Below are 18,272 nucleotides of genomic sequence, written 5' to 3' on the forward strand. Positions count from 1 at the left end.
CCGTAGTGCCGGTCGGGCGTCTCGGCTGATCGACGAGCGGGCTGCGGGGTACTGCGCGCCTTTGAGCGAGCGCGCCAAGGGGCCTCGCTGTTCCGGCCGGCTCGGGCTACCCGGGGAGGTCGCCGGTGCCGGTGGACTCGAAGCGTTCGGCGACCGGCGCGGCCTGGTCGGCGAAGCGCTCGTAGAACCGAGTGGTCGAAGCGACCGTGACCGCGTTGCGCTGACCGATCGTGGTGGCCGTGGTGGCGAGCTTCACCACGGTGACCCGCACGTCGACCTGCGGTCGTCTCATCGCGGTGTTCGCCGACTCCGGCGACTACACCGCCGCGCTGTCCGGACCATGCCTGTGATCCCGCTGTAGGGCCGGGTGGATGAACGTCCTCGGCTGGCCTGCCGTGCTGGTCGGGGAGCTACAGGGCGGTCCGGCGAGCCCGGGCGTGGCCGCAGGCCGGGGGGTGGGCCTGACACCAGCACCGGTCGTCCCGGCGCGACCGGCGTGCCGACGACGCCCGAGGAAGAGTTTTCGGGCGTGATGGATGCGCTCGGAACGGTTGTCGCGAATCTGGATGAACGGGCAGCCGATCCAGCCAGTCAACGGGGTCGCCCCAGCCGGGACGCTCGGCTGCATCGGCGCCGAGCCGGCCGAGGTGCCGGGCGTGGGCGGCACGGCCGGCGGTCTGCCGAGTACGTCTCGGAGGGCGGGGCTGACGAGCGGCACGCTCGGTGTCGGCGGCAACTGGCCGGTCGGGCCCGCGGTCGGCAGGCCGCTGGTCGTGTCGGCGGCGCTGGACCTGCTGCACCGTGCCGCTGGACGATGAGAACGCGGGGATCGGCCGTAGGGACGCATCTTCTGGCTGGGCCGCGCCCGGCGCGGGGATGCGACGCCGAGCGAGCCGCGCTCTGGTCGGGGCCACCGTACGACCCGGACGACGAGTTCGTTTGCCTTGTCGGCCCTGCCGGAGCCGGGTACGTGGGTGGGCGTTGGGGTGGAATACGAAGGCCTCCGGGACAAGCAACGTGGTCCTGGGCAGCCCCGCTTCACTGCCGGCGGCGGCGGTTCGGGCTGCCCGCGGATCCGCGACCGGCGTGCACGGTCTTCGCCTCGGGGCGGCGCCGCCAAACCGGCAATCCCGGCGAAGGTGATCTCGGAGCGGAATCGGGCTTTCGGGGCACCCAGGGTGGGATTGCTCAGCGGCGGTATCCGTGCTCTGGAGCGTAAACCTCACCGCAATCCACGATGGACAGTCAACTTGCGAAGCGAACGTACCGGGGGCCGAGTTTGTTCGGCAAGGTTCGCGGGTAGTAGCCCCTGCAAGTGATAGCGGGGAGGTCCAGCGTGGTGGGTCGGGATGGCTGAAGCCAAGCCTGAACTGGTTCTGACATTCGGGCACGACGAACTCGTCATCCGGCGGCGCTACGAGGTGCTCAGCATCGTCAACGACATCCTCATCGCCCTGTGGTTCGTCGCCGGAAGCCTTCTGTTTTTCTCCGAATCTCTCGTCACGACCGGCACGTGGCTCTTCCTGATCGGCAGTGTCGAGCTGCTGATCCGGCCGATCATCCGCCTCACCCGCGCCGTGCACCTGCGCCGGATCCGCCAGGACGGGGCCGTCGACTCGACGCCGGACTTCTGATCAGCCTGCGCGTAACCGCCGAATGCCGGGCTCCCGCGGACAAATCACCACTGTGCGAGAAGGGGTCGAGATGTGTCGTCTGTTCGGTTTGTCCGCCGCACCGCAACGTGTCCACGCCACGTTCTGGTTGCTCGAGGCCCCCGACAGCCTCGCGGCGCAGAGTCGTCGTGAACCGGACGGGACCGGTCTGGGCGTCTTCGACACCGAGGGCCGGTCGCACGTCTGGAAACAGCCACTGGCCGCCTACGAAGACGAGAAGTTCGCCTACGAAGCCAAACAAAGCGAGTCGCTGACTTTCCTCGCGCACATCCGCTACGCCTCGACCGGCGGTCTCGAACTCCACAACACCCACCCCTTCGTGCAGCACGACCGCCTCTTCGCCCACAACGGCGTGATCGGCGACCTCCCGGCACTTGAAGAACGGCTCGGCGACCAGCGGGGACTCGTCGAAGGGGATACCGACTCCGAACGGTTCTTCGCGCTAGTCACGAAGGAAACGTACGCCCGCGGCGGTGACGTCGGTGCGGGGATCACCGCCGCCGCTCGCTGGGCCGCCGAGCACCTGCCGATCTACGCGCTGAACCTGATCCTGACCACCGCCACCGAGCTGTGGGCGCTGCGCTACCCGGACACCCACGACCTGTACGTGCTGCAACGCGAACCCGGCGGCCCGCACGGCGACCGGCACCTCGAACACGCCAGCACGGCAGGCCGCATCCGCGCCCGGTCCGGCCCCCTGGCCCACCACCGCGCCGTCGTCGTCGCCAGCGAACGGATGGACGAGGACCCCGGCTGGCAGAACCTGCAACCCGGGCAGCTGCTGCACGTCGGCGCCGACCAGATCGTCACCCGCCGGACCGTCCTCGAGCAACCGCCACGGCACCAGCTCACCCTCGACGACCTCGGCGCCCACGCCGCAGCATCCCAGCACGGCCGGTAACCCGGAGCACCTCATGCCACTCAGCCACCCCTCCTACCCGCAAGACCAGCGCCGCGCCGGCGTCGCGGTCAACCCGTCTTCACCCGCGAACCCGTCGCCGTCCCGCGCGACCGGATCCCGGCCGGCGAACTCGACAACGACACCGCCTACCAGGTCGTGCACGACGAGCTGATGCTCGACGGCAGCGCCGGCTCAACCTCGCCACCTTCGTCACCACCTGGATGGAACCGAAAGCCCGCGACCTGATGGCCGAGTGCTTCGCCAAGAACGTGATCGACGAAGACGAAGCACCCCCGCACCGCCGACCTGGAGCAGCGGTGCGTGCGCATGCTCGCCGACCTCCGGGACGCCGAAGACGCCGCCGCGACCGGCTGCTCCACCACTGGGTCGAGTGAAGCGTGCATGCTTGCCGTTGCGCTCGAACGCCGCTGGCAATACCGCCGCCGCCGTCGTGGGTGGCTGGCTGTGGCGGCGGGTGAGCAGTGCTCGAGGAACTGCTCGAGTTCGCGGAACCACAAGCTGTCGCCCTCGACGGACACGACCAGCTCCGTGAGCGCGTCGCCGTCGGTGCGCAGCTAACGGGCCAGGGCCGGCAAGTACCCGCAGGTGCGCGGATCGGGGGCGTGGCAGGTGGCGCCGAGCAAACTCGGCCGCGACTTCCGTCACGCTCCTGCCGACCCTCGTCTGCTCCCGCTGCTGCCGGCAGGGCCTCCGGATCGTGGTCGTCGTGGCCGGTGCAGGGCACTGGTTGCGGTCAGTCGCTGGAATGAGCGGTGTTGTCGAGCCAGTGCTGGACGAGGTCGATGTCGCCGTCGATGCTGATGTCGGCCGTTCCGCTTTCGGCGAGGGCAATTCGCCGGGTCAAGATCAACAGCAATGATCGTGCCGGGCCGGTCACCGTCACGTCGGCCTGGCGGGTTCCTGGCTGCCACGTCGCCCCGTCCGGCCGCCGTTCGACGTACCACGCGCCCGCGCCGTCCGTGAGGTCGGTGGCCCGCCACTGCAGGGTCTGCCCGGTGCCGCGGATGGCGTAGGCGGACTCGGGCCGCTGCATGCTCCATGTGGGCGAGGTGAGCATCGCGAGGTGGTTGGAGATGAGCGCAGCGGCGACGTCGGCGTCGGCGTCCGCCGGGCGGTCGGCGGCCTTGGCGGCGTCGCAGCCGTGGACGACCGCTTCGTTGAGCATGCTGGACATCCAGAACTGGGTCCCGGAGCGCTCGTCACCCGCGGCGTTGAACACCGGTGCCTCGAGCGCGTCATCGGAGCACGCGTTCGCGACCCGCTGGGCGGACTCCGACAGCCATGCCTGCCACTCGCGGGGGTCGGTGGGAGGTGCGGCCATTTCCGTGGGCAGCTGCGTGGGGTCGGCGATGCGCTGCTCGATGATCTCCGCGACCCAGTGTTGGGTTTGGCCGACGTGTGCGACCAGGTCGGTGATGGTCCACTTCGGGGCTGTCGGCACGGCGGCATCGGGTCCGGCCACGACGGCTGATTCCGCCAAGCGCCGGGTGTGTTCGACGATCGCACGCCGGGTACGTTCCGCGTTTAGTTCAGTCATTGTGTTTTCCTTGACCTTCGGCTGGCCGGTGATCGTTTACTGAGTCCCGCTCCGCGGGTGTCTCGGCTACGCGTCGAACGACGGTAGCGGGGATCGACATGCTTCATCAGAAAGTTGCGCGGAGATGCCCCTAGGCGAACCGCTTCTCCTGGGAGAGCGGTACGTTGCCGGTACTACGTGTCGCGTAGAAGGTAGAAGTGTGCGGTCGGCCGAAGGGGCGGGGCCTGCCGGATGATGCTCAGATCTTAGCGCTGTACGCACTGACCGACGGCCCGCTCCACGGGTACGCGATCGACGAGCTGACCGGCGAACGGCTGGGGCCCGGCAGTCTCTACGGCGCGCTCGCCCGCTTGGAGGCGAAGGGGCTGAGCGAAGCACTCGACGGTGACGGTCGGCAGCGCCCGGTACGGATCACCGAGCAAGGCTGCGCCGTCCTGGAACGTGAGCTACGGGCCATGGCCCGCGTGGCCGACGCGGGTCTCCGGCGGCTCGGCGTGCGGCCGGCATGACCGTCGCGCAGTGGCTGGTCCGGCTCTACCCCGAGCGTTCCGGGACCGCTGGGGCGCGGATCTGGCGGCAGACGTCGGCGCGTGCGGCGCCCGGTCGTGGCCGAACCTGCTCGCGGGACTGCCCGACCGGCGCCCACGTCACCCCGGCGATCGGGTACGGCGGCCGCCAGGAGATCGTCGACGGCCTCCGCGACCTCCTCATCGAGCGCGCGACTTCCGGCAGCACGCTCGCCGAGGTCGCGGAGACCCTGACCGTCGACGACGTCGCCGCGCACCTGTACACGCCGGAGCACCCGGAGCCCGACCTGATCATCCGCACGAGCGGCGAGCAGTGCCTGTCGAACTTCCTGCTCTGGCAAGGCGCCTACGCGGAACTGCAGTTCTGCGACGCCTACTGGCCGGCCTTCCGCGAGATCGACTTCCTCCGTGCCCTGCACGGCTACGCCGGGCGGGAATGCCGGCGGTGAGCCGTCGTACCGTGGTACTACTCTCCGCGCCGGATTGCCTCCCGCGGTACCACGAAGCGGCCCGGGTCCCTTCCTACCGTTGAGAAGGACGGGCCGGGGCAACCGGTTCGCGGATCCAGGGGATGAACGATGATCGAGGCACACCAGCTGACCAAGCGGTACGGGGAAAAGACGGCCGTCGACCACCTGGACTTCACCGTCCGGCCGGGCGCCGTCACCGGGTTCCTGGGGCCCAACGGCGCGGGCAAGTCCACCACGATGCGGATGATCGTCGGGCTGGACGCGCCGACCAGCGGCTCGGTCAAGGTCAACGGCCGCCGCTACGCCGAGCACACCTCGCCGCTGCAGGAAGTCGGGGTTCTGCTCGAAGCGAAGTCCGTCCACGGTGGACGGTCGGCGTTCGACCACCTGCTCGCCCAGGCCCAGACCCACGGCATCCCGCGGCGGCGGGTCGACGAGGTGATCGAGCTGACCGGGCTGCAGTCGGTGGCGAAGAAGCGCGCGGGGAGTTTCTCCCTCGGGATGGGCCAGCGGCTGGGGATCGCCGCTGCCCTGCTCGGCGACCCGGCCACGATCATGCTCGACGAGCCGGTCAACGGCCTGGACCCTGAAGGTGTCCTCTGGATCCGGAACCTGCTCAGCGGCCTGGCGGCCGACGGCCGCACCGTGTTCGTCTCGTCGCACCTGATGAGTGAGATGGCGCTGGTCGCGGAGCACCTCATCGTCGTCGGCCGGGGCCGCCTGCTCGCCGACACCACCGTGCACGACCTCGTCCGGGACGCCGGCGGCGACACCGTCCAGGTGGCCACCGCGGACCCGGCGCGCCTGCGCGAGGTCCTGTCCGGCACCGGAGTCGAGATCACCGGCCGCACCGGTTCCGAGGAGCTGCAGGTGAAGGGCCTCTCGGCGCGCGCCATCGGCACCAAGGCCGCCGAACACGGCATTGCCCTGTTCGAGCTGTCCGCCCGGACCGTCTCCCTCGAAGAAGCCTTCATGGACCTGACCCGCGACGCCGTCGAGTACCACGGCGTCACCACCGGCATCGACGCGCTCGGGAGGGCGGCATGACCACCTTGACCCCGGAAGCCCCGGCCCGCACCGTCCGCCCGGCCTACCGGGTGACCGGGCGCCACGTCCTGCGCTCGGAGTGGACCAAGCTCTGGTCCCTGCGCTCCACCTGGATCACCCTGGGCCTCGGCCTGGTGTTCCTGGTCGCGTTCGGGCTGATCTCCGCCGCGCGGTACAAGTCGAACATCGGCTCCGGCCAGCCGCTGGACCCGGACTTCGCGCAGGCGACCGCCCTGAGCCTGTCGCTGTTCGGCACGAACTTCGCGCAGCTGGCCCTGGGTGTGCTCGGCGTGCTCGTGACCGCCGGCGAGTACTCCACCGGCATGATCCGCTCGACCTTGACCGGGGTCCCGCGCCGGCTGCCGGTGCTGTGGTCCAAGTCGGCCGTGTTCGGCGTCGTCGCCCTGCTCGTCGGCATGGCCGGCGCGTTCCTCGCCTTCGTCTTCGGCAACGCCATCGTGGCCGGGACGCCCGCGGCGATGTCGCTGTCGGACCCGGGCGTGCTGCGCAGCCTGCTGGGCGCCGGGCTCTACCTGGGCCTGGTTGGCGTGATCGGGGGCGCGCTCGGCGCGCTCCTGCGTTCGGTCGCCGGTGGCATCTCGGTCCTCGTCGGCGCGCTGATGCTGATCCCGGGACTGGTCTCCCTGCTCCCGGCGTCGTGGCAGAGCGGCATCAGCCCGTACCTGCCCAGCAACGCGGGACAGGCGACGTTCGCCCTGACCCACGACGCCACGACACTGGCACCGGCCGCCGGAATGCTGGTCTTCGCCGGCTGGACGGTCCTCCTGCTGGGTGGTGCCGCCTACCGGCTCGCCCGCTCCGACGCTTGACGACGCCCCCGCCGGCGCGGCCCCCTGGGTGCCGCGCCGGCGGTTTTCCGCAACGATGAGCAGGTGACGCCCGTGCCCGACGACCCAGCCGCGGCGCCGTCGTGGACCGGATCCCCGCTGGTCGCACGCCTCACGTCGTACGGCCAGCGGCTGCGGCGGTCCGACCGGCGCCACCCGTGGGTCCTGGACCTGGCGGTGATCGTCGCGCTGTTCCTGCTGTTCTGCGTGCCGGACCTCGTCCCGGGCATCGACGACGGGCACGGTCCTGACGAGCTGCGGCTCGCGTTCACCCACCTGCCGGCGGCCGGCACCCTCGCCCTGCAGGCCGGCCTGCTGCTGCCGCTGTTCTGGCGGCGCCGGGCCCCCTCGGTCGCGCTGGCCCTGACCGCGGCGGTGTTCGTCGTCCAGTGGTCGCTCGGGGTCTTCCTGCGCGCCGACGTCGCCCTGCTCGTCGCGCTCTACAGCGTCACCCTGCACGCCCGGCTGAGGCACCTGCCGTGGGCGTGCGCCGGGGTGGTGGTCCTCCTGCTCCCCGTGGCGGCCCGGGTCTCCCGCGCGGTGTCGTTCTGGGAGGCGCTGTTCTTCCTGCTCACCGCCGTCACCGCGGCCGTCGCGCTCGGGCTGGCCGTCCGGATCCGCCGGGCCCAGCTGGCGAGCCTGCGCGATCGCGCGCGGCAGCTGGAGATCGAGCGGGACCAGCGCAGCCGGCTGGCCGCCGTCACCGAACGCACCCGGATGGCCCGCGAGATGCACGACATCATCGGCCACAACCTGTCGGTCATCATCACGCTGGCGGACGGCGGCGCCTACGCGGCCGACGTCACCCCCGAACGCAGCAAGCAAGCGCTCGAGCTGGTCGGCGACGCCGGGCGGCAGGCGCTGGGGGAGCTGCGGCGCATGCTGGGTGTCCTGCGGGAGAAAGCGGACGCGCCGGAGCTGAACCCGCAGCCGGGCATCGGCGACCTTGACGCGTTGTGCACGAGGATCCGCGCCGCCGGACCGGAGATCCTCCTCCGGTCCGCCGGTGAGCTGGACACCCTCGATCGCGGGGTGCAGCTGATGACCTACCGGATCGTCCAGGAGGCGCTCACCAACACGCTCAAGCACGCCGGCCCGCGCACCCGCGTCGACGTCCTGATCGCCGTCGAAGGTCCGGCGCTGCGCATCCGCGTCCAGGACGCCGGTCCGCCCGACGCCGCTGCGCCGCTCGATCCACCCGCCGAGGAAGGGCACGGGATCGCCGGGATGCGGGAACGCGCGGCCCTGTACGGCGGCACGGTCACCGTCGGCCCCACCGCCGGCGGCGGGTGGGTCGTGCAGGCGGTCCTGGATCTCACCCCGATCTCGGTGCCGCCCGGGGGTGCGCCGTGACGACCGTGCTCATCGTCGACGACCAGCCCCTTCAACGGTTCGGCTTCCGGATGCTGCTCGACGCGACGCCGGACACCGACGTCGTCGGGGAAGCCGCGCACGGGGCCGAAGCGGTGCGCCGGACCGCGGAACTGCGGCCCGACGTCGTCCTCATGGACATCCGCATGCCGGGCATGGACGGCATCGAAGCCACCCGGCAGATCCTCGCCACCGGCGGCCGGTCTCGCGTCCTCGTCCTGACCACTTTCGATCTGGACGAGTACGCATATGCCGCGTTGCGTGCCGGAGCGAGCGGGTTCCTCCTCAAGGACGCCCATCCCGAAGAACTGCTCGCCGGCATCAGGGCGGTCGCGGGCGGCGACGCCGTCATCGCCCCGGCGCTGACCCGGCGGCTGCTCGACACCTACGCCCAGCGGCTCCCGGACACCAGCGCCGATCCGCCGTCCCGGACCGATCCCCGCTGGCTGAGCTTGACCGAACGCGAGCAGGAGATCCTGGTCGCCATCGGCAGCGGGTGGACCAACGGCGAGATCGCCGAACGTCTGGTGCTGTCGGAATCCACGGTCAAGACCCACGTCGGCCGGGTGCTGGCGAAGGTGGGTGCCCGAGACCGCGTCCAGGCGGTGATCTTCGCTTACGACCTCGGCTTGACCCGGCCGAATCCGCCGAGCGTGTGAGCCCGCGGCGGCTTCATGGCTCGCGCTGCGGCAGCCAGACGAACTCAGTGGTCCCGCGCTCCTCGGCGTCGGTGATGAAGATGCCGCCACGGTGGGCTGTGACGATTTCGCGGGCGATGGCGAGGCCGAGCCCGTTCCTCCCGCCCGCGCGGTCCCGGCTCACGTCGAGGCGGACGAACCGGTCGAAGACGCGGTCGCGGTCTTCGACCGGGATGCCGCTCGCTGCCGGTGGTCGTTCTGCTGTGGACAGATGTTTCCGCGTGCCGGACGGCGTTATCGAGGACGTTGCGGAACAAGCGTTCCAGATGGCCGGCGTGGCCCGAGACGACCGCGTTGCCGGTGCATTGCGCGTCATCACGCCGCCGGCCGGTGTCGAGGATCGGATGTCATGCAGCTGTGGACCTCGCCAAGACGTTCACGACCGAATCGCGCTGCAGCCAGCTGGGCGGACCTATCCATTTGCGCACTGCAGCGCGGGTGATTCGCTGCCGAAGGACATCCTGCGCTCGTAAAGTGATTAGCCTCCACGAAAACCGGGTACGGACAGAGGCGTGCGACTACCCGGATCGCACGTCACCTGGAGGGGAATCCGTGAATTTCATCCACTGCCGTTCGCACCGAAGACTTGCCAGCGCGACTGCGCTCGTAGCGACCGCAATCACCACGCTGCTGCCTGCGGCCGCGCCGGCTTCGGCTGCGACCGGTTCACCGACATACAGCTACACCAGCGAGGTCGGCGACTACCTCGGTCAAGGAAACGCTGAGCACTACAGCCCCGCCACCGCGGATTTCGTGTTGGAAAGCTACTGGGGCAACACGGCCGTTCGTTTCACCGTGCTCGAACCTCGCCACGGCGGCCCGTACGCCGGCACGTACTGGGCGGTTTACTTGAGCCCGCCCAGCGGACAGCAGCTGCATGCCGGCCGCTACGCCGGGGCAACCAGCTACCCCGGCGCCACCGCGACCGCCCCCGGGCTGAGGGTCGAGGGGGAAGGCCGCGGCTGCGGGACCACCTACGGCGAGTTCACCGTCCGCAGCATCAGTTTCGATGCTGCCGGTGAACCGACGCACCTCGACGCGACCGTGATCGCTCGCTGCGACTCGACAAGCGCACCGGCTTACACCGCTACGCTGCACTACTGACAGAGATGATGTTGGGGAGCATCTCCGGGCCGGGCCTGCCGAGCTACTGACTGATTTCGGGTCCTTAACCGAATGTGCCGGCCCGGCCGGGAGGTGCTCGTCGCACCGAACCTGGCGACCTTGACTTCATAGGAGCCGGGCACAGGCCCCATCTCTGTCTCGGCCACCTTGCCCGGCTGGTGCGTGCCGCCCTGCCCAGCAACGAGCAACAAGACGATGATGCCCTCTACCACAGCCGAGACCGAGCAACGGTCCGACGTGGCCGGTGGCGTCGACACCCACCTCGACACCCACACCGCCGCGGTGATCGACACGATCGGGCGGGTGCTGGGCACCCGCCAGTTCCCCGCCGGAGCGGCCGTCCGGCGGACACCGCCTACGTCCGAGACGCGACCGACCGCATCGTCCGGCGCAACGCAGCCCAAGGCGACACCGCGACCGACGTCCTCTACGGCGACGCCGCCGACGGGGACAGCGCCGATCTCACCTGCTCCACCGACAAGCGCCTGCTAACGCGCACGCTGACGCTGCCCGGCGGGATGCTGTACACCGTTCGCGGTGGAGACGGCGCCGCGGCGCCGACATGGGACCTGCCCGACGTGCGTGGCAACATCGCGCACCTGCGACAACAACGGCAAGCAGGTCGGCAGCCTGCGGACGTACACCCCGTACGGCCGGCCGCTCACACCCCGCCGGTGCGGTCGACCCCGGCGCCGTGCCGGACAACCAGCCTGGCCAGAGGGACAACGGCTGGCTGGGACGGCACCAGCGGCCGTACGAGCACGCCGACTCGCTCGAACTCGTGCGGATGAAGCCCGGACCTACTATCCCCTCGTCGGCCGCTTCCTGTAGGTCGACCCGGTCGTTGGCGGATCCGCCAACGACTACGACTACGTTCTCGCCGGCCCCATCACCAAGACCGACCTCAACGGCTAGTGGTGGTCCTTCATCAGCAAGGCCGCCAACTGGGTCAGCAACAACTGGCGCCCGATCGCCCAGGTCGCCGTCGCGGTCGCCGGCGCCGCTGCCGCGATCGCCGGCGCCGCACTCGGGTTCGCAGGGTACGCCGCGTCGAACGCCGGTACGCCGAACTGGTCGTGGGGCGGGGCCATCCGTGCCACTGTCGGAGCAACCCAAGCGAAGGCAGCCGGACGCACACTGCGGTACGTGCGTGGACGAGTTGTCCATCGGAAACGCTACTTCTACCGCGGTTCACACTGGTCCCGCTCGGCGCGTGGCTTGCGCCGTGGTTTGTCACCGCAGCCGGGGAAGGGGCTTCTGTTCGTCAGAAATGACCGCAAATCGCTGCCCGCGAGCGTGAGATCCGGCGTCGATGCCATTCAATCGCGGCAACAGCCTGAAGACCCCTGTACCTCGAGCACGTCCGAGGCCACGACACCGGCGGCCACTGGGACCTCGATACCGTCTACCCCGCTGCGATTGACGCTTTCGACGACGTCCTCGGCAAGCGGGCTGAGGGCCCGCGCGGCTACACCCCAACGGAAAGCCTTGCTCCGAGATCGGTCGACGCTACGAACTGGCCGACGAGTCGGATTGCTGCGAACTCTCGAACCGGCGCGGGCTCGGTCGCCTCTTGCCGAGCTGCCCACCCCGGACGGGGTCGAGTCTCTTCTGCGAGAGCCCGTCGCGGCTGCCCGCCGCCGATCGCGACGGCGGCGGGCAGGTAGCACCGCGTCCTCGGTTTGGGGGGCGTGCCGGACCGATCACTTCAGCACCAGACAAGTGGACTGGCCGCGGCCGGAATGACGTCCGAACCGACGTTCACCGAGTCGAGTGACGCGCCGGTGCCTGAACCTCGGCAGGGCATCGGCCCCCTCGAACCTGCCGAGGTGCCGGACACGGAGCGGCTCCGTGTGGCGCCTCGGAGGCCGAAACGGCGTCACCCGCCTGGCGGCCTCCCCGAACGAACCGGGAAACCACTCGGCAGGACCTGTCCGAATGGCTCTGCGACCCCTTGGTCAAGCCGTGAGTCGGTGGCGGAACGCGATTGCGGGTACTACCGAAATCGTTCATTGATGGACTGTGCGTAACGGCCGGTGGGGTGGCACAGCTGTTCAGCGACGGGCGGGGACGCTGTAGGCGTTGGCCGTGCCGGAGTTGCGACTGCTGGGGCTGGCCGGGCTGCTCTCGGTCGCCGGAGATCAGCTGGCGCGGTTGCGCTGTTGATCCGCACGCGGGCGAGGGCGTCGGGAGCCGCCTGGGGCAGGGCTGGTCCTCCTATGTCGCTCGTCGGGTTCGCCTCCCGGGATGAGCCGGACGCGTCCGCCAGGCCGCGGCCGCCGTCGAGAACGGTATGAGGACGGCGTCGGGCGAGCCAGTGGCCTGAGCTATCCGAGATACCAGGCCGTAGAACTGCTGGGATGGGTCGACCGACAACAGCCATCACCAACCGTCCCACCACGAATTGCGCCGGAAATCGCGTCGGCGGGCGAAGGCCCCGTTCACCGTCGTTCCGCCCGCGACGTACCCCATTTGGGCATCCGGGTAACTCCGTGCGATCCTGCAAGTGAGCGCCGTCACCAGTGGCATGGGAGGGGTCCCCGGATGACACGGTTACTCGTTTACGTTCGGTTATGGCTCATCACGCGAAGTGATCGAACTTGAAGCTATGGACGTCACCTCTCTTTTCGCGCTGCCGCTCGTCGTGCCGCGCGAGAACCGCTATGCGCAGCTCGGCCTCGCGCCGGAGGCGACGGCCGCCGAGATCCGCGCGGCGACCGACCGGTACGTCGCCCGCTTGAAGGCGGCCGGCGCGAGCGACGAAGAGATCGCGCAGGCGCACGGGCTGAGCCTGGAGAAGGCCGAGGACCGGGCCGCATACGATGCGGAACACCCGCCGCTGTCGTTGCTGCGGCTCGAACCCGCGGGCGATCCGGTCTTCGACGACCGGGCGACCAGCCTCGCCGCGCTGCGCCGTGAGCTCGAACGGTTCCTGCTCGACGCCGGGGAAGCGGTCCACCACCCGGACGACACCACCCGGACGGACTTCACCGCGGACTTCAGCCCCACCCCCTTGCTCGACCACCAGCAGCCCGGGCGCACCGACGGATGACGGGGAACATGGATGACAAGAACCCGAACCTGCACCGGGTCGTCGGCATCGACCTGGGTACCACGTACTCGGCGATCGCGATGTTCGACACCGACGAGGACACCGCGGTGATCGTTCCCGACCGGACGTTCGACCCGCCCGCCGACACCACCCCTTCCGTGGTCGGCTTCGACCCGGACGCCGGCGTCGTGATCGTCGGCGCCGCGGCGAAGCGGGCGATGTCCCTGCCCGGTCGCGGCCGGGAGACGATCATCGAGATCAAACGTGAGATGGGCGCGCTCTTCGGCGAGGAGACGCTCAGGCTGTTCGGGGCGAGGGGTACGTCGTTCCGGGTGGACGATCCGCTGCGTGTCCGGCTGCACGGCGAGTGGTTGCGGCCGCAGGAGGTCAGCGCGCTGGTGCTGATGCGGATGAAGGAGATCGCCGAACGCGAGCTCGGCCGCGGCGTGCACGACGCGGTGGTCACCGTGCCCGCCTACTTCACCGAGCGGCAGAAGAAGGCCACCGAGGAGGCGGCGCTGCTGGCGGGCCTGCATCCGCGGCAGCTGATCCCGGAGCCCACCGCGGCGGCGATCGCGTACGGGGTGGACCGCGCCGACGAGGAGAGCAGGATCTACCTGGTCTTCGACCTCGGCGGTGGCACGTTCGACGTGTCGATCATCGAGTCCGAGGACCGGCAGATCACCGTTCTCGCCACCGCGGGTGACGCGCGGCTGGGCGGCGGCGACTTCGACGCGGCGATCGCGAAGTGGCTCAACGAGAAGCTGGGCCGCTCGTCCCCGAGCGACGACGAGCGCATGCAGGCGCTGGCCGCCGCCGAGAAGGCCAAGCGCGAGCTCTCGCTGCACGAGACCACCACGATCGACCTCGGTGGTGGCGCGGCGTCGGTCGAGCTCGACCGCACCACGTTCAAGTCGTTGATCAAGCCGACGCTGGACCGGTCGCTGAAGAAGGTCCTCGAGGCGCTGGAGCTGGCGAAGGGCGGCCCGGGCGAGCCGCCGCTCGCCGTCGACGCCGTTCTGCTGGTCGGCGGCTCGACCCGGATCCCGCTCGTGCGGGAGATGCTGGTCGACCACTTCGAGAAGGACGACGATTTCGTCCGCGCCGACGGCGATCCCGACACCCTCGTCGCGCGGGGTGCCGCGATCCTCGCCGGCCGGTTCGAGGCGTCGGACTCCTTCGACCTGAACCGGCGGCCGACCGCCGAGCGCCAGTCCGACGCCGACGACTTCGACATCCGGCTCATCACCGAGCACACCCTCGGCGTCGGCGTGCAGGACGACAGGTTCGACCCGCTGATCGAGCGCGGCGCGAAGATCCCGACGCGCAAGGACAAGCGCTACACCAACCAGAAGGACTCCGAGAACGTCGAGGTGCCGATCTACCAGGGCGAGTCGGGCATGGTGTTCGACAACACGCGGGTCGGCACGATCGTCCTCGACAAGATCGAGCCGCGGGAAGCGGGCTACCACCAGTTCGACATCACGTTCAAGCTCGACGTGAACGGGCTGCTCGAGGTCAAGGTGTTCCACGCCAACGCGGGCCGCGAGTACGAGGCGACGTTCCGGCAGAGCACCAGCATCGGCAAGATCGACATGCTCGCCGAGAGCAGGCGCCGGCTGCTGCGGCTGCTCGAGCCGAGTGCCCGGGACGCGGGTCCGGCGGCGGGCACCGACGCTTTCCCCTTCACCGTTCCGCCGCCCGTCGACGTGGTGCCCGACAGCGCTCCCGCCGTGGATCCCGACGCCGTGCCCGCCGAGTTCCGGCGGCTGTTCCGCAAGGTCACCGCGTGGACCGCGGACCACGAGGTACCGCAGGACCTCACCGTCGCGCTGGGCGAGTTCACCGCAGCCGTGCGCACGGGCGCGGAGCTGGACGGCTTCGCCGACCGTCTCGAGGACGCCTATGACCGCGCCCGGCGCTGACCCCGTCCGCCTGATCGCGCACGAGCTCGACGCGGAATACGTCGGGGTCGGCAGGCGCGGCACCCTGTACCGCGCGCCTGCCCGCCGGCGGTGCTACCGGCTGATCCCACGCGCCGAGCTCGGCGCCGACCACCGCGACGAGCTGAACCGCTGGCAGCACCTCGGATCCCGCGCGGGCCTGGCCACCGTGGTCCCCGCCGACACGGCGGGCGACCAGCAACGTCTCGGCGGTCGCTGGTACCAGGTCGTCTGCTACGAGACGAGCGGCAGGCACAGCCTCGCCGACGCCATCGCCGATCCCGACCCGGCCCGGCGCGTCGATGCGGTCGTCACCGCACTGCGCGCGTTGCCCGGCTGGTGGGAGTCGCTGGGACCGGGCATGGTGCCGATGCCCGCCGACATCGTGCTCACCGACACCGGCCCGCAGCTCCTGCCGCTGCCGCGCTGGGGCGCACCGTCGTTCACCGAGCTGCTGACCGCTCCGGAACGGGTGCTGTACCTCGCACCGGACCTCGCGCGCGGGCAGACCGCGGTCGGCCGGGAGGAAGACCTGTTCGCGCTCGCGGTCGCCGCGTTGCGTTGCTTCGGCACCAGCCCCGACAGCGACGCCGAACGACTGTTGCACCGCGCGGCCTGCGCTGTCGCACCGTCCGGGGAACGGCTCGACGGCAGGCTGCCGGTGTGGATGCGGCGGGTCGGCCCGATCCGGGCGGTTCTCGAGGACCTGTGCGAGCTGACGACCGCGCCTCGACGTGGCGACGCAGACGTCCGCCGGCTGGCGGATCGGTTGCAGCGCGCCAGGAACGCCATGGACCCCGTGGCCGCCGTTCAGGCACTGCGCGACGCGGGTGAACCGGACCAGGCGCTCGCGCTGGCCCGCGCGGTGCTCGTCGACGACCCGCACTACGACGTGCTGGTCCTCGCCGCCACCATCGCCTACCAGGACACGGCCGCGCCACTCGAAGCGCTGACCTTGCTCGACCGCGCGGTGGAGGCCGCCCCGGAACGCGTCGAGGCGTACGAGGAACAGATGTCGGTCGTCGCCGTCGGCGAGGTGTGGGCGGTGGTGCAGACACTGCTGTCCGACGCCATCGACGATTCGTTCACCCGCAGGCTCGACACCACCGTGCAGACCGCGTTCCACCGCCTGCCGCACGCGTTGCGCGGCAAGCACGCGCCCGCGATGGCGAGCCACCTCATCCGCCAGGGCCGTGTGCGCGAAGCGAACGCGTTCGCGCACAAGTGGTTGCACGACGGCAAAACGCTGATGTGGTGGCGGTTCGACCTGATGATCGCCTACGCCACCACGTTCTGGCTGCTCGGCCGCCACGCCGAGGCCGTCCAGGTCACCGGCGTGATCGAGCAGGGCCTCCGGCGCGTGCGGGAGAACGGGTCCGTGGAGATCACCGCGATCGAGCTGTACGAGCTGCTGCTCGAACAACTCGAGGACGAGATGGCCGAGGAGGAGAACCCGTGACCGCGGTGCTGCTCGTGATGTGCGTCGTGCTGGCGCTGGTGTGCCTGGCCGGCGCCTGGCACTTCCTCGTCGTCGTGCCGAGCCGCTGGCGTGAGCCGCTGCACGAGGCACTCGGCATTCTCGCGGGTGACCGGCACCAGCGGGAGCAGCTGGAGAACGCCGACCGCCTGCTCGGCGAGGCGATGAACGCGGGCCCGCGCGGACGCGACCTCGCCGACGCGCGATTCGCGCACGCCTACGTCCGCGCGATGCTCGGCACCTACCAGGCCGACCGGTACTGGCTGGCCGCCGGCACCGTCGACAGCCTCGCCACGGCCTCCGGGCACGACCCAGCGGCCGCGCACCTCACGGTGTGGTTGCACCACAAGCTGGAACGCCACGAACGCGCCGTGGAGCTCTACCGCGAGCACGAGGCCGCACTCGCCGAACGGCCGGGTGCCCGCCTCGCCGCCGCCGCGTCGCACCTGCACCTGGCGGGCGCGCACTGGCGGCGCCGGGAGACCGACGAGGCCCTGCACCACTTCGATCGGGTCCGCGACCTCGACGTGCTGACCGAGGAGATCCCGAAGGCCGCGGAGAACCTGCACGTGCTCAAGGGCATCCAGCTGTTCTTCGACCATCGGCACTCCGAGGCCCGCGCGGCCTTCGAAGCGGCTCGTGAACGCGCCATCGAGCGCGAGCTGAGCACCGTGGAGGCGGAACTGGGGCTGCTGGCCTGCGACTGGGCGCAAGGCGACCCGGACGAGCTCGACGAGCGGCTGGGCGCACTGGAGCCGGACGCGAAGGCGGGTGAGGAGTACCGCAAGCAGCTGGGCACGGCGATGACACTGCTCTCGGTGCTCGTCCTCCTGCGGCGTTGGGCGAACCGGCCGGAGATGTCCGGCGCACCGGGTACCGAGGATCGCCAGGAGCTGTCGCGGCGCATCAACGCGATGGTCGAAATCGACGAAGAGCTGGGCGACGCGTACCTCGTCGAAGGCCTGCTCTGGTACTACTTCGCGGCCAACGAGGGTGAGCGCGGGACGGCGCTCGCGGTCCTCGAACGCGGGATGGGACTCAACGCCGCCAAGGCCATCACCGTCCCCGAAGTGCTGCAGCTGGTCGAGAAGGAACGGGCACTGGGCGGCCAGGGCGACGCCCGGTCGCGGTTCCTGCGGCTGGTGCACGAGTTCCTCGCCGATCCCGGCGTACCTTCGGGACACCGCGAGGAGCTGCGCTCGTTGCGCGACCAGTTCACCCGCTACGCCGAAGACCTCGGCGAGGACCTGACGCTCCCGGTGCGCCCCGCGTCGCCCGAGGAGCTGCGGCAGCGGATCGAGGCCGTGCGCCGCCGCATCGAGCTGATCATCTACCCGCGCCTGCGCGACCTGCCCGACGACGCACCCGCCCGGGTCCGGCTACGGGAACGGCTGGCGGAGCTGGACGCGGTCGCCGACGTCTTCGCCACGCAGGCGCAGGCGCTGCACCAGAGCGAGCACCAACTCGTAGTCACGACCGGAGAGTTCCTGCTGCCGCAGGAGGAATGGGACGAGCATGCCGTCACCGCTGACCCGGATCCGAACAGCGTGGAAGCGGCGGCCGAGCCTGGACCGTGAGCGCC

The 18,272-nt window shown here is 70.4% G+C and carries 18 protein-coding genes and 1 pseudogene; 15 read left to right on the forward strand and 4 right to left on the reverse strand.

All coding sequences use genetic code 11. The features are described 5' to 3' along the window. Nucleotides 1–106: 106 nt before the first annotated feature. Complete coding sequence (locus tag ACLJQM_RS14165) at nucleotides 107–292, reverse strand: hypothetical protein (RefSeq protein ID WP_410631574.1); 186 nt, start codon at nucleotides 290–292, stop codon at nucleotides 107–109. Between the two features lie 244 nt (nucleotides 293–536). On the opposite strand from ACLJQM_RS14165, the gene ACLJQM_RS14170 reads away from it, so the two are divergent. The 4 genes and pseudogenes from ACLJQM_RS14170 to ACLJQM_RS14185 form a co-directional block, all read left to right on the forward strand. Then, nucleotides 537–818: a hypothetical protein gene (locus ACLJQM_RS14170; RefSeq protein WP_410631575.1), complete on the forward strand. Its 282-nt coding sequence runs from the start codon at nucleotides 537–539 to the stop codon at nucleotides 816–818. 531 nt (nucleotides 819–1,349) lie between these two features. Then, a complete protein-coding gene (locus ACLJQM_RS14175; RefSeq protein ID WP_410631576.1) occupies nucleotides 1,350–1,634 on the forward strand; it encodes a YrhK family protein in 285 nt (94 codons plus the stop codon). 70 nt (nucleotides 1,635–1,704) lie between these two features. Further along, nucleotides 1,705–2,574, forward strand: a complete 870-nt coding sequence (locus ACLJQM_RS14180; protein ID WP_410631577.1) for a class II glutamine amidotransferase — start codon at nucleotides 1,705–1,707, stop codon at nucleotides 2,572–2,574. 13 nt (nucleotides 2,575–2,587) lie between these two features. Further along, nucleotides 2,588–3,006: pseudogene (locus tag ACLJQM_RS14185) on the forward strand (pyridoxal-dependent decarboxylase); the annotation flags it as partial. Nucleotides 3,007–3,328: 322 nt separating this feature from the next. Here the strand turns inward: ACLJQM_RS14185 and ACLJQM_RS14190 are convergent. After that, complete coding sequence (locus tag ACLJQM_RS14190; protein WP_410631578.1) at nucleotides 3,329–4,132, reverse strand: maleylpyruvate isomerase family mycothiol-dependent enzyme; 804 nt, start codon at nucleotides 4,130–4,132, stop codon at nucleotides 3,329–3,331. A gap of 197 nt (nucleotides 4,133–4,329) precedes the next feature. Here ACLJQM_RS14190 and ACLJQM_RS14195 point away from each other — a divergent pair, with 197 nt between their 5' ends. The 6 genes from ACLJQM_RS14195 (at nucleotide 4,330) to ACLJQM_RS14220 (ending at nucleotide 9,054) form a co-directional block, all read left to right on the forward strand. Continuing rightward, nucleotides 4,330–4,641: a PadR family transcriptional regulator gene (locus ACLJQM_RS14195; protein WP_410631579.1), complete on the forward strand. Its 312-nt coding sequence runs from the start codon at nucleotides 4,330–4,332 to the stop codon at nucleotides 4,639–4,641. After that, nucleotides 4,638–5,108 carry an undecaprenyl diphosphate synthase family protein gene (locus tag ACLJQM_RS14200; RefSeq protein WP_410631580.1) on the forward strand — a complete coding sequence of 157 codons (471 nt, stop codon included), beginning with the start codon at nucleotides 4,638–4,640 and terminating at the stop codon, nucleotides 5,106–5,108. Before ACLJQM_RS14195 ends, ACLJQM_RS14200 begins: the two co-directional genes overlap by 4 nt. 129 nt (nucleotides 5,109–5,237) lie before the next feature. Next, the gene (locus tag ACLJQM_RS14205; RefSeq protein WP_410631581.1) at nucleotides 5,238–6,176 is read left to right on the forward strand and encodes an ABC transporter ATP-binding protein; all 939 of its coding nucleotides are present in this window, start codon (nucleotides 5,238–5,240) and stop codon (nucleotides 6,174–6,176) included. Beyond that, a complete protein-coding gene (locus ACLJQM_RS14210) occupies nucleotides 6,173–7,006 on the forward strand; it encodes an ABC transporter permease (RefSeq protein ID WP_410631582.1) in 834 nt (277 codons plus the stop codon). Before ACLJQM_RS14205 ends, ACLJQM_RS14210 begins: the two co-directional genes overlap by 4 nt. Nucleotides 7,007–7,078: 72 nt before the next feature. After that, complete coding sequence (locus ACLJQM_RS14215; RefSeq protein WP_410631583.1) at nucleotides 7,079–8,377, forward strand: sensor histidine kinase; 1,299 nt, start codon at nucleotides 7,079–7,081, stop codon at nucleotides 8,375–8,377. Continuing rightward, complete coding sequence (locus ACLJQM_RS14220; protein ID WP_410631584.1) at nucleotides 8,374–9,054, forward strand: response regulator; 681 nt, start codon at nucleotides 8,374–8,376, stop codon at nucleotides 9,052–9,054. Before ACLJQM_RS14215 ends, ACLJQM_RS14220 begins: the two co-directional genes overlap by 4 nt. A 13-nt stretch (nucleotides 9,055–9,067) precedes the next feature. Here ACLJQM_RS14220 and ACLJQM_RS14225 read toward each other — a convergent pair whose 3' ends face one another. Continuing rightward, complete coding sequence (locus tag ACLJQM_RS14225; protein ID WP_410631585.1) at nucleotides 9,068–9,409, reverse strand: ATP-binding protein; 342 nt, start codon at nucleotides 9,407–9,409, stop codon at nucleotides 9,068–9,070. A gap of 236 nt (nucleotides 9,410–9,645) precedes the next feature. Here ACLJQM_RS14225 and ACLJQM_RS14230 point away from each other — a divergent pair, with 236 nt between their 5' ends. Next, nucleotides 9,646–10,197: a hypothetical protein gene (locus tag ACLJQM_RS14230; RefSeq protein WP_410631586.1), complete on the forward strand. Its 552-nt coding sequence runs from the start codon at nucleotides 9,646–9,648 to the stop codon at nucleotides 10,195–10,197. A 932-nt stretch (nucleotides 10,198–11,129) separates the two neighbouring features. Here the strand turns inward: ACLJQM_RS14230 and ACLJQM_RS14235 are convergent. Continuing rightward, nucleotides 11,130–11,309, reverse strand: a complete 180-nt coding sequence (locus ACLJQM_RS14235) for a hypothetical protein (protein ID WP_410631587.1) — start codon at nucleotides 11,307–11,309, stop codon at nucleotides 11,130–11,132. Between the two features lie 1,517 nt (nucleotides 11,310–12,826). Here ACLJQM_RS14235 and ACLJQM_RS14240 point away from each other — a divergent pair. The 4 genes from ACLJQM_RS14240 to ACLJQM_RS14255 are packed head-to-tail and all read left to right on the forward strand — an operon-like array spanning nucleotide 12,827 to nucleotide 18,267. After that, nucleotides 12,827–13,270 (forward strand): hypothetical protein, encoded by a 444-nt coding sequence (locus ACLJQM_RS14240; protein ID WP_410631588.1) that lies wholly within the window; start codon nucleotides 12,827–12,829, stop codon nucleotides 13,268–13,270. An 8-nt stretch (nucleotides 13,271–13,278) separates the two neighbouring features. Next, the gene (locus ACLJQM_RS14245) at nucleotides 13,279–15,195 is read left to right on the forward strand and encodes an Hsp70 family protein (RefSeq protein ID WP_410631589.1); all 1,917 of its coding nucleotides are present in this window, start codon (nucleotides 13,279–13,281) and stop codon (nucleotides 15,193–15,195) included. Then, a complete protein-coding gene (locus tag ACLJQM_RS14250) occupies nucleotides 15,176–16,672 on the forward strand; it encodes a hypothetical protein (protein ID WP_410631590.1) in 1,497 nt (498 codons plus the stop codon). Before ACLJQM_RS14245 ends, ACLJQM_RS14250 begins: the two co-directional genes overlap by 20 nt. Then, complete coding sequence (locus ACLJQM_RS14255; protein ID WP_410631591.1) at nucleotides 16,669–18,267, forward strand: hypothetical protein; 1,599 nt, start codon at nucleotides 16,669–16,671, stop codon at nucleotides 18,265–18,267. The genes ACLJQM_RS14250 and ACLJQM_RS14255 overlap by 4 nt, the downstream gene beginning before the upstream one ends. The last annotated feature ends 5 nt before the right edge of the window (nucleotides 18,268–18,272 follow it).

The organism is Amycolatopsis sp. cmx-4-83 (assembly GCF_046548815.1).
Taxonomy (GTDB): Bacteria; Actinomycetota; Actinomycetes; order Mycobacteriales; family Pseudonocardiaceae; genus Amycolatopsis; species Amycolatopsis pretoriensis_A.